Here is a 9,965-nt window from a genome sequence, read left to right on the forward strand (position 1 = left end):
TCCTCTTATGCTAGCATTTTTGCCCTTTACGGCTGCTCTACTGCCCACCGCTCTGCCTTTGCTGAACCAGAGCCGGGAGCTGCTGGCCGAACACGGCATGGCGGTGCTCGGCACTTGGGCCCTGCTCAACCTGCTGGTGAGCGGATACCTCGTTACGCAGGCCGATGCCCGCACGGAAGGGCAGTATTTCCACCAGATGAATGTGGGCTGGAATTTTGTGAACGTACTGCTGGCCGTGTTGGGCATGCTGCGGGCGCACCCCAACCAAGTAGCAGGCCTCACCCTGGCCGCTAGTCTGGACGCTCAATTCGATTTTGAGAAGATTCTGCTGCTCAACGCGGGTCTCGATGTAGCCTATGTGATGACGGGCAGCTGGCTGCGGGCGCGGGGCGCTACCACGCCGAAACGGCCGGAGCGGCTACTGGGGTTTGGGCGCTCGTTGTGGCTGCAGGGCGGTTTTCTGCTGGTGTTTGATATTGGGTTTTACTTCGTTTACCACCAACATGCCCGCGCACTTCTCCAGCTGGTGCAGCCCTGACGCAAGGGTTTATGGTACAAAAAGGCCTCCCTGCTAGCCGCCTGTCCTTATCCCAATTTCTACAGCGCCCCAACTGATGACTGGAACGCTTTTTTTGGTCTTGTGGGCGTGCTTCCAGAAGACGGAAATCAGAGTACGTTGAGCAGCACACGCCGCTCATTGTAACGAAAACAACCCTTTAACTGAACAGCGGCCTGATTATGTTTTCTTGCAGCATGGATAGCATCAGAATTGAACAAGTGCGGATGTCAATAGTACCTACCCGTGCTTGGAGGTCTTTCAAGATGGCACCACGTCCCCCTTCTTAGAAATCAGCATAACTGAGGCGAAGACCCTGTGTTTTACGTTTTATCCTCTACCCGAGAAGGTAATGCTTACCCAAGCCCAGTGGGAACAGCTACTAGCCGTGTCCAAAGACTTTCTGCCAGAAAGTCTTGCCAATGAAGACGCATTCCGGAAATACTACCTAAACGAAGATCAAGTTGAAGGCAGCGATAATCAATAGGCTCCTTTTCCTGAACCGCGAAACTAGACGCCGGCCCACGTGGGCAAAGTCCGCTGTGTGCTGTCAGCTGCGGTGCAGGAGTTTACGAAACTCCTGTACCTTTCAAAGTTCACGAAACTCGAATGAAAGATGAGTGTCGTGAACTACTTCCGAAGGCATTTCTTCAGCTCCCTTCGCTGCCCCATTGAGTAGTACAGGCGCTGTAAGTCCACAGTTGTTAGATTAGCCAAACGAGGGTAAGTTTGTCCGAAGGTGATTTTTAGCTTTTGAGTACACCTTGTCGCGTCATGAACATTCCTGAATTACAACAGTTGCTGGACGCCGTACCGATCAACCACGCCTGCTATTCGCTGAGCGGAAACTCCTCACCAGATGCCTTGGTTTTAGACCATCAGGGCGCGTGGTGGTTGGTTTGCTATGTCGACGAGCGCGGCGGCAAACATCCAATGGGGCGCTTTGCCACCGAGGACTTAGCCTGCCAATTCCTCTACCAGGAATTCCTCGAATCCGAGCGAATCAGCACGCAGTTCGGCTTAAACATGTAAGGCCCGTTCAGCCAAACGGTCGGTTTTTTAAGCCATATCGGATGACCGCATCTGCGCTTCGGCTCAGGAACTCCCAGTGCTTGGCTTGTGCATGGCCCAGTTCCCCGCGTGCAGACGTTTGACAGGGTTAAAACTGCGCCTGAAAATAGGGCAACATGAAATAAAGAACTACCCCTTGCAGCAGCGTCAGCACTAGCGTAACGCCCCAGAAAGCGGCTTTGCGGTTTTTATGGTGCAGCAGCAAAATAGCCGCCCACGCGCCGAGCGCCGCGCCAGGCAGCGTAGCTAGGTGCAGCGTTTTTTCGGCAATGCGCCGCTGGTCCCGTTGGGCTTTACGTTTATCCCAGGCGAAGAGCAGGAAACACAGGAGATTGAAAAACAACAGGCAACTCAAGAGTATTTTCATGGTGCGGGAGGCGGGCCTTTCTGAGTAGTCTGTTCTGGGGTTCGGCCTGGGTGGTCGCTGCACTGGCCTGAACCGGTTGGGCGGGTTCAACATGGGCGAGGAAGACGGGATACCAGTGGGTTGGCAGACGAAGAATGCACCACTAGGGCCGCAAGTTATGGAGCTGCGTTCAAGGAAAAGGCAGTTTTCGTTAAAATGAGCGGAGTGTGCCGCTCAATGTGCTCTGATTTCCGTCTTCTGGAAGCACGCCCACAATACTAAAAAAGCGTTCCAGCCATCAGCCGGAACGCTTTAGAAAAGTTGAGCAAGGATGCACTGCTAGCAGCGCGTCCTTTTTAGGACATAAAGCTACTTTCGGCTACGAGCGGGGCGCGTGCTTGCCTTCCAGTATTTCTTCCATAATCTTCTTGTTGAAAGCCGGCAAATCCTGGGGCTTGCGGCTGGTGATGAGGCCTTTGTCGACGACCACTTCGCTATCCTGCCAGTAGGCTCCGGCATTGGTGAGGTCGGTTTGGAGGCTAGGCCAGCTCGTCACGTTGTGGCCACGCAGCAAGCCGGTTTCAATCAGCGTCCAGGGGCCGTGGCAGATGGCGGCCACTACTTTGCCGGAGCGCATGAAGTCGGCGGCAAAGGCCACTACTTTCTTCTCGGTGCGCAGCACGTCGGGGTTCATCTGGCCGCCGGGCAGCACCAGGGCATCGTAGTCGGCCGCGCTTACCTCATCAATGGTCTTGTCGACGGCCACTTTGCTGCCCCAGTCCTTCTCGTCCCAGCCATTAATAGAGCCGCTTTTCAGGGAAATAACGTGGATTTCGGCTCCTTCGCCTTCCAGGTATTTCTTGGGCTCCTCCAGCTCCGACTGCTCGAAGCCATCGGTGGCAACAATGGCTATTTTCTTGCCTTTAAGTTTATCACTACCAAAGATGCTCATAGGATTCAGGTTGTGGTTGGGGAAATAAAAAGAACGAAAAAGCCGGTGCTGCACGTGCAGCACCGGCTTTGGTATAACGGCAATACTGACGTGAGGTTGGCTTATTCGTCCGAACCGCTCCGGTCGCGCTTGAGCTGCTTGCGTAGGCGGCGCACCCGCTCGTCAAATCCGTCGGCGTCGTAGCTCACATCCTCCACGTCGAGCTGGTCGAGCATATCCATCAGAGCATCGGTGTGGTCGGTGCGGGTGGCGGAAGCAATGCGCACGAAAGCCATTCCCGACCACAGCACCGCCTTTAGCCGGCTGCCGTCCTCGCTCAGCATCAGCATTTCGACCACTAGGTTGGAGTTGTCGAAATGAATGAGCTGGGTTTTGATCCGCACGATTTCGCCGTGGTTGGCGGGCCGCAGGTAGGCAATATGGTGCTTGGTAATCACCCAGCCCGCGCCTTCCACCTGCGCTAGCTGCCCCAGATTCAGGGCGTAGTGCAGCGTGGTGTGCTCTTCCCGGGCGTTAAGGAAATAGTCGAGGTAGCGGGCGTTGTTGAGGTGGCCCAGCATGTCGCAATCCTGAAAGTGGATGCGGTGCGTGGTTTCGGGGGTTTGCAGTAAAGGGGCAGCCATAGACAGGAGGGGTAGTAGGCGGCAAAAGTACGCGGAATCGACCCAGACCAGTACCCGAACTACTTGGACACCCGGAAAACATCGGCCTGCACCTGGTTGGCTACGGTCTTGCGGGCTGCCGTTGGGCTGTCGAAGACAAAGATCATGTGGTGCTCATCGAGCAGCCCCATACCCTCGGCGCGGTCTTGGCCGGCAGTAGGCCCGTGGCCGTGGGGCACGTCGAACAGGCGGGTGATTTTTTTGGGGCCAACTAGGCTGTCACCAGCTTGGTTCAGGGCGTTGGGCCAGCAATACACGGCAATGGTGCCGTCGAGGTCCATGGTAGGGCCGGCCAGCAGGTAGAGGTCGTTGCCGTACTGGCGCAGCTCGCGCAGGCCCATGCCCCCCAGGTCCAGAAAGTGCTTCTTGTAGTATTTCTGCTCGCCCCCGATCTTGCCCAGGCGCAGCCGGCCGTGCTTGTCCAGCTCGGGCAGCAGCTCGAGCACGACGGCCCAGCCGCGTAGCACCGGCCCACGCAGACCCACAAACAGCCGGCCGTCGGCCGTGGCGGCCAATCCTTCGATGTCGAGGCCGTTGTCTTTGCCGGGCAGGCGCACAAATGGCTTCAGGTGCGGATCCTGGGCCAGCAGGTCCATCAGGTCGTTGGAGTCGGCATCGCCATGCAGTTGAGCGGCTTGCAGCTTTTCGCCGACTTTGGTGGGATGAGCCGCCGTTTTGTACAGCTCAAAGTCGCCGGTTTTCTCGTTGCGCAGCAGCGGTATGCGGGCCAGCATAAACCGGTTGGGGTCGGTTTCTACCTTGGCCAGCTTGGCAATCTGCTTGGCTACATCTTCGTGGTCGGGGTTGGGTTGCTTGCGCTTCAGGCTGTGCGAACCCACCAGCCAGAGGTAGTGGTGGGCTTCGGCCAGGCCTTCAATGTCGATTTCACTTTCGGCCCCGCCCGGCAAGTCGAGCAATTCGGTGAGCTTGTAGGAAACGTGCTTGCCGTACTCGTGCGGGCCCGTCTGGCGCAGGCGCTCCACGGTGGTACGCTCGTCGCAGCTCAGCCAGAGGTTTTCGCCGGTGCACAGCACGGTGGAGAGGCCGTCGCGCACGTGCTTCTCGGCGACATTGAGGCTGAGCTTGGGGTTGAATTGCAGCGTGTAGGGTTGGGCGCGCATGGCGGGTGGGTGAGGCGGAAGGGTTGAAAATGGTAACGGCCCAACCCCGCGCAGGGTTGGGCCGCCTGGTTACGGAACTACCCACCCGGCGTGGCGGCTTAGTCTTTCTTCTCCCCTTCTGCCGGCGGCCCCAGCACTTTTATCTTGTCGCCTTTGGCCAGCCCCGCTACTACCTCGATGTTGATACCATCGGAAAGGCCGGTTTTCACCAGCCGCTTCTGAAACTGCTGCGGCCCGGTTTCTACTTCCACAAATACGCTGTCCTTGTTCACTTTCCCGAACTGCAACAGGCTCTCCCGGATAGCCAGCGCCTGACGGCGGCGGCCCAGCACAATGTCGCCGTTGGCCGAGTAGCCGGCCCGCAGAAACTGGCCTTCCTTCAGCCGCACCTTGGCCCGCACCTGAAATTTGATGGCTCCTTCTTCCGTAATGCCCTTGGGAGCAATATATTCGAGAGTGGCGGGGAAATTTTCGCCTTCCAGCGCGCCCACGGTCAGGTTCAGATCCATGCCTTCGCGCACTTTGCCCACTTCGCTTTCGTCTACTTTGCCCTCAAATACGAGGCTCTGCATGTCGGCAATAGCGGCAATGGTGGTGCCCTCGTTGAAGTTATTCCGCTCCACGACCGACGAGCCGACTTTGATGGGCACGTCGAGCAGCAGCCCGGTAATGGTGGAGCGCACCAGGTTTGAGGCCCCGCCGGTGTTGTTGGAAGCGCCGCGCTGGGCAATCTGCAAGTCGTTCTGGGCCGCGTTGAGGGTCTGCTTTTTGGCCCGCACATCGGCCAGCAGCCGGTTGTATTCCTGTTCCGCAATTACTTTCTGCTCGAACAAAGGCCGCTGCCGATCCAGCTCTACCTGGGCGGTTTCCAGCCCCACGCGGGCCGCCTGAATGTTGTTCTGGGCGTTGTTCACGTTGGCCGCGTTGGCCACCGTCCGGATGCGGGCAATAAGCTGCCCTTCCTTAATGGGCTGCCCGGCCTCCACGTACAGCTCCTCCACGATGCCCGACACCTGAGGCTTGATCTGGACCTCGCGGCGGGGCACGATGCTGCCCGTAGCCACCGTTTTCTTCACGATGTCGGTCAGAAAAGGCGTCTCGGTTTTGTAGGTAACCGGGTCGGTGTGGGCCTGCTTCCAGAAATAGGTGGCCAGCCAGCCAAAACCGGCCAGCAACAGGACCAGGAGAAGAGCCATAAAAATTCGTTTCATGGTAATAAGAGGCTTTTTTGGCGGCTCATACGGCGCATGCGGCTCCTGGTACGCGCGCTCCTGCCCGTTCATGCGCTGCGGGTCGACTGCTGTTTCGGAAAGGAGTTGGTCGTTCATAGCCGGGTCCGGGTTGGGGAGTGGAGTTAGTTCAGAGTGGGTTATTCGTCTTTCAGGGCTACCACGGGCTGCACCCGCGCCGCAATGGCGGCTGGCACCAGGCCCGCCACGGCCCCGGCTACCACCAGCAGCGTCACGGCGGTGAGGGCCACGCCGACATCGACCTGTGGATTGGCAAAAAAACCGACGTTTTGCCCGGCTATCAGTGCGTTGATACCCGCCATGAGCGCCGTGCCAAACAGCAGCCCCAGCAAGCCAGCGGCGGCGGTAATAACAATGCTTTCCTGCACAATCAGGCTGATAATGCTCCAGGGCGTGGCTCCCAGGGCCTTCCGAATCCCGATTTCCTTGGTCCGTTCTTTCACCACGATGAGCATGATGTTGCTCACGCCAATGATGCCGGCCAGAATAGTGCCGATGCTCACCAGCCAGCTGAAACCCGAAATACCCAGAAACAGGCCCTGCACGCGGGCATATTCCTCCTCCACGTTGGCCGAGCCGAAGGCGCGGTCGTCGGTGGGAGCTACTTTGTGCTGGCGGGCCAGAATCTGCTTCACCTTAGTTTCGACCAGGGCCGCCGGAACGCCGGTTTTCGGAATAAAAGCGAAGTAGCCCACCCGGTTCACCTGGTTGAAGGTGACTTGCAGCGCCGTGAGTGGAATAATAATCGTCTGGGCATCTTCCTGCACGTTTTCCGGCTTGCCCTCGGCTTTCCACAACCCCACCACCCGGAAATAGATACCCTTAATCCGGATTTCCTTGCCCAGCGGGCTACTCGTGCCAAAGAGCACCTCGGCCACCCGGTCGCCGATGACGGCCACTTTGCGCCGCTCCGCAATATCGATGTCGTTGATAAACCGGCCGCCCGTCAGGTGCAGCGCTTTCACGGCCGGGTAGCCCGGGTACTCGCCATTCACCGAAAACGACGAGCTTTTGGTGCCATACTGCACCGTGAAGGTGCCGTCGAGGGAGCTGCGCGGCAGCACTACGGCGGCCTCGGGCACCTCGCGCAGCAGCGTGGCCACGTCGTCGTTGGTGAACTGAATAAAGCGACCCACTTTCAGCCCCGCGTAGGGCACACTGGTGCGCTGCGTCCAGACGAACACGGCGTTTTTGGCCACGTCGAACTCCTTTTCCACGCCGTTGCGGAAGCCTTTGCCTGCCCCCAGCAGCACTACCAGCATAAAGATTCCCCAGAACACGCCAAACGCGGTGAGGCCCGTGCGCAGCTTGTGCCGCCGCACCGTGCCCCATATTTCGCTCCATTTGTCGAGGTCAAACATTGGTGATAGGGTTATTTTTAACTCCCCTCCTCAGATGAGGAGGAGTGCCCGCAGGGCGGGGTGGTTGACAAACGTTGCACGACCTTTTAGTACTTGCTCTGGAAAGTATTCTGTCATTTCAACCACTCCAAACCCCTCCTTATCTGAGAAGGGGAACTAGCTTTTAGAATCACTCCGCTCGCAACGCTTCAATTGGTTTCACATTGGCCGCTTTCATGGCCGGAATCAGGCCGGCAACGGCCCCCGAAACGACCAGCAGCAGCGTGGCACTCACCGCCACGCTCAGGTCCACCGCCGGGTGGTCGAAGTAGGAAGTGGTGCCGCCCGATTTTTCCAGCAGGTAGCGTACGGCATCGAGCAGGCCCACCCCGAGCAGCAGCCCCAGGTAGCCCGACAAGCTGGTGATAAGCACCGATTCCTGCACGACCATGCTGATGATACTCCAGGGCGTAGCGCCCAGGGCCTTGCGCACCCCAATTTCGCGGGTGCGCTCCTGCACGATGATGAGCATGATGTTGCTCACGCCCACCACGCCGGCCACCAGCGTGAGCACCCCAATAATGCTCACAAACAGCTTGATACCACTGAACAAGCCATTGAAGCGCTGCACTTCTTCCTCGTTGTTATTCAGCTCCAGAGCCAGCTTGTCGGCGGGGTCGAACTGGTGGCGCCGAGCCAGCAGCAGCCGAATCTGGTCTTCGAGCTGCTTCACCGGCGTACCTTTTCGGCTGCTGATACCAATGAGCTGCACTTGGTTATACTGGTTGAAGGTGGTCTGAAAAGTGCTGTAGGGCACGAAAGCCCGCTCCTCGTTGCGGCCATTGTTGCCGGTGTGGGTAAAGATGCCGACGACCTTGAAAAACACGCCTTTCACCTGCACATACTGCCCAATGGCGGGCTGGTCGCCGAACAGCACCTTGCGCACCTTCTCGCCCAGTATCATCACCTTCCGCCGCTCAATGGCGTCGAGCGGGCTCAGTAGCCGGCCCTGAATGAGCTTCTCGCCGTTGATCTGAAAGAACTCCGCCGTGGCCCCGAACACCTGATAAGAGCCATTTTTAGTTTTGTTGACGATGGTGTACTCGCCAAACAACCGGTTGCGCGAGGCCAGCAGCTCCACGCCATCTATCTGCTGCCGGATGGCCTGCAGGTCGTCGTTGGTGAACTTCAGCTCGCGGCCGGGCTTCAGGCCCTGCCACGGCAGCGACGTTTTGCCGGCACTCACAAACAGGCTGTTCATGGCTCCGCCCCCAAACTCTTTCCAGATTCCATTCTCCATGCCCTTGCCCGCCCCCAGCAGCAGCACCAGCATAAAAATACCCCAGAACACCCCGAAGGCCGTCAGGAAAGTGCGCAGCTTGTTGCGGCGCATTGTCCCGAGTATTTCCTGCCATTTATCGAGGTCAAACATGCGTATCGGGCTGGGTGATGGATGAGCTGGAGCGCTGCTTGCGCACTTGTTTTTCTGCTGCGCAACAGCGCGATTGTTACTCGTTACTTCGAAGTTGTTTAGAAAGTCGCCAACTGTAATCAGCACGTCATGCTTGATCTGGCGTCCGCTTGTCGAAGCATGACGTTCTTGTGACTTTCTAAACAGCTTCATCTCAAGCAGCAATTGCCTGCTGGCCGCCCCGCCGGATTCTTTGCCGCAAGACCAGGTTGGCCAGGGCTACTCCTGCACAATCAGCCCATCCCGAATCCGGATCAGGCGCTGGGTTTGGGCCGCAATGTCGTTTTCGTGGGTCACGATGATGACCGTCATGCCTTCCTTGTTCACAGCCTTGAAAATGTCCATCACCTCCTGTGTAGTGTGGGTATCCAGGGCTCCGGTCGGCTCGTCGGCCAAGATGAGCTTGGGCCGACTGATAAGCGCGCGGGCAATGGCCACGCGCTGTTTCTGGCCGCCGCTCAGCTCGCTGGGCAGGTGGTCGGCGCGGTCGGCCAGGCCCACCCGGTCGAGGTATTCCATCGCCATGCGGTTGCGTTCACGCCGGCTCACTTTCTGATAGTAGAGCGGCAGCGCCACGTTTTCCAGCGCGTTCTTGAAATTCAGCAGGTTAAACGACTGAAATACGAAGCCCAGGAACTGATTGCGATACTGCGCCGCCCGCGTCTGCGACAGGTTACGGTCGATGCGCGTGCCGGCCAGCGTGTAGTCGCCCTGGTCGAAGTCGTCGAGGATGCCCAGGATATTGAGCAGCGTGCTTTTGCCCGAGCCCGACGAGCCCATGATGCTCACCAGCTCGCCCTCCCGAATGTGCATGTCGATGCCCTTGAGCACTTCCAGCCGGTTGGTACCCACCTCGTAGGTTTTACGAATATTCCGTAGCTGTATCATAGGGCAAGACGCAGAACCATGTATTTTGCTTCACCGAGTAGCATGCAATACAAGGTAGATAACAGGGGCTTAAAAAGCAACCTGGGGGACATTATTTTTTTGTTGTGCCTTTCCCACAGCGGCGGCAGCGCCCGGATAGATGGCTGGGCGCAGCCAACAGTTGCTTGCTCGATATTTAAATGGGGCTTAGGAAGCACATCGAGCTTAGAGGGGCCGTTGGCGAAGTTCTTTGAGTAAGACTTTATACACGTTTTCGTAGCGGTGGTTGAAGCGAAATTCACATTCTTTCAGATGCAAGATAAATGTGT

The 9,965-nt window shown here is 57.8% G+C and carries 10 protein-coding genes and 1 pseudogene; 2 read left to right on the plus strand and 9 right to left on the minus strand.

Annotated elements, in window-relative coordinates; genetic code table 11:
* The first annotated feature begins 7 nt into the window (after positions 1 to 7).
* Both E5J99_RS14850 and E5J99_RS14855 read left to right on the plus strand, forming a co-directional pair.
* Complete coding sequence (locus E5J99_RS14850) at positions 8 to 538, plus strand: DUF6992 family protein (protein WP_135498603.1); 531 nt, start codon at positions 8 to 10, stop codon at positions 536 to 538.
* Between the two features lie 792 nt (positions 539 to 1,330).
* Positions 1,331 to 1,588: a hypothetical protein gene (locus E5J99_RS14855; protein WP_135498604.1), complete on the plus strand. Its 258-nt coding sequence runs from the start codon at positions 1,331 to 1,333 to the stop codon at positions 1,586 to 1,588.
* 127 nt (positions 1,589 to 1,715) lie between these two features.
* Here the strand turns inward: E5J99_RS14855 and E5J99_RS14860 are convergent, their stop codons facing one another.
* From E5J99_RS14860 to E5J99_RS14900, 9 genes and pseudogenes are all read right to left on the minus strand, one after another.
* Positions 1,716 to 2,087, minus strand: coding sequence for a DUF1294 domain-containing protein (locus E5J99_RS14860; RefSeq protein ID WP_135498605.1), 372 nt, complete (start codon positions 2,085 to 2,087; stop codon positions 1,716 to 1,718).
* 265 nt (positions 2,088 to 2,352) lie between these two features.
* Positions 2,353 to 2,925, minus strand: a complete 573-nt coding sequence (locus tag E5J99_RS14865; RefSeq protein WP_135498606.1) for a type 1 glutamine amidotransferase domain-containing protein — start codon at positions 2,923 to 2,925, stop codon at positions 2,353 to 2,355.
* A gap of 101 nt (positions 2,926 to 3,026) precedes the next feature.
* Positions 3,027 to 3,548: an acyl-CoA thioesterase gene (locus tag E5J99_RS14870; protein ID WP_135498607.1), complete on the minus strand. Its 522-nt coding sequence runs from the start codon at positions 3,546 to 3,548 to the stop codon at positions 3,027 to 3,029.
* Positions 3,549 to 3,607: 59 nt separating this feature from the next.
* On the minus strand, positions 3,608 to 4,708 hold the full coding sequence (locus E5J99_RS14875) for a DUF3616 domain-containing protein (protein WP_135498608.1): 1,101 nt from the start codon (positions 4,706 to 4,708) through the stop codon (positions 3,608 to 3,610).
* A gap of 98 nt (positions 4,709 to 4,806) precedes the next feature.
* Positions 4,807 to 5,904 (minus strand): efflux RND transporter periplasmic adaptor subunit, encoded by a 1,098-nt coding sequence (locus E5J99_RS14880; protein ID WP_245319015.1) that lies wholly within the window; start codon positions 5,902 to 5,904, stop codon positions 4,807 to 4,809.
* A gap of 173 nt (positions 5,905 to 6,077) precedes the next feature.
* A complete protein-coding gene (locus E5J99_RS14885) occupies positions 6,078 to 7,319 on the minus strand; it encodes an ABC transporter permease (RefSeq protein WP_135498609.1) in 1,242 nt (413 codons plus the stop codon).
* Between the two features lie 169 nt (positions 7,320 to 7,488).
* On the minus strand, positions 7,489 to 8,730 hold the full coding sequence (locus E5J99_RS14890) for an ABC transporter permease (protein WP_135498610.1): 1,242 nt from the start codon (positions 8,728 to 8,730) through the stop codon (positions 7,489 to 7,491).
* A gap of 258 nt (positions 8,731 to 8,988) precedes the next feature.
* Entirely contained in the window at positions 8,989 to 9,657 is a 669-nt protein-coding gene (locus E5J99_RS14895; protein WP_135498611.1) for an ABC transporter ATP-binding protein, read from the minus strand.
* Between the two features lie 204 nt (positions 9,658 to 9,861).
* Positions 9,862 to 9,965, minus strand: a pseudogene (locus E5J99_RS14900) (IS1595-like element ISPlba4 family transposase); the annotation flags it as partial.

Source organism: Hymenobacter elongatus, from assembly GCF_004745955.1.
GTDB classification, from domain to species: Bacteria; Bacteroidota; Bacteroidia; order Cytophagales; family Hymenobacteraceae; genus Hymenobacter; species Hymenobacter elongatus.

Coding starts and splice junctions, on each gene's coding strand:
- E5J99_RS14850 (WP_135498603.1), top strand. CDS start 8: ATGCTAGCATTTTTGCCCTTTACGGCTGCTCTACTGCCCACCGCTCTG.
- E5J99_RS14855 (WP_135498604.1), top strand. CDS start 1,331: ATGAACATTCCTGAATTACAACAGTTGCTGGACGCCGTACCGATCAAC.
- E5J99_RS14875 (WP_135498608.1), bottom strand. CDS start 4,708: ATGCGCGCCCAACCCTACACGCTGCAATTCAACCCCAAGCTCAGCCTC.
- E5J99_RS14885 (WP_135498609.1), bottom strand. CDS start 7,319: ATGTTTGACCTCGACAAATGGAGCGAAATATGGGGCACGGTGCGGCGG.
- E5J99_RS14870 (WP_135498607.1), bottom strand. CDS start 3,548: ATGGCTGCCCCTTTACTGCAAACCCCCGAAACCACGCACCGCATCCAC.
- E5J99_RS14890 (WP_135498610.1), bottom strand. CDS start 8,730: ATGTTTGACCTCGATAAATGGCAGGAAATACTCGGGACAATGCGCCGC.
- E5J99_RS14880 (WP_245319015.1), bottom strand. CDS start 5,904: ATGGCTCTTCTCCTGGTCCTGTTGCTGGCCGGTTTTGGCTGGCTGGCC.
- E5J99_RS14865 (WP_135498606.1), bottom strand. CDS start 2,925: ATGAGCATCTTTGGTAGTGATAAACTTAAAGGCAAGAAAATAGCCATT.
- E5J99_RS14860 (WP_135498605.1), bottom strand. CDS start 2,087: ATGTTGAACCCGCCCAACCGGTTCAGGCCAGTGCAGCGACCACCCAGG.
- E5J99_RS14895 (WP_135498611.1), bottom strand. CDS start 9,657: ATGATACAGCTACGGAATATTCGTAAAACCTACGAGGTGGGTACCAAC.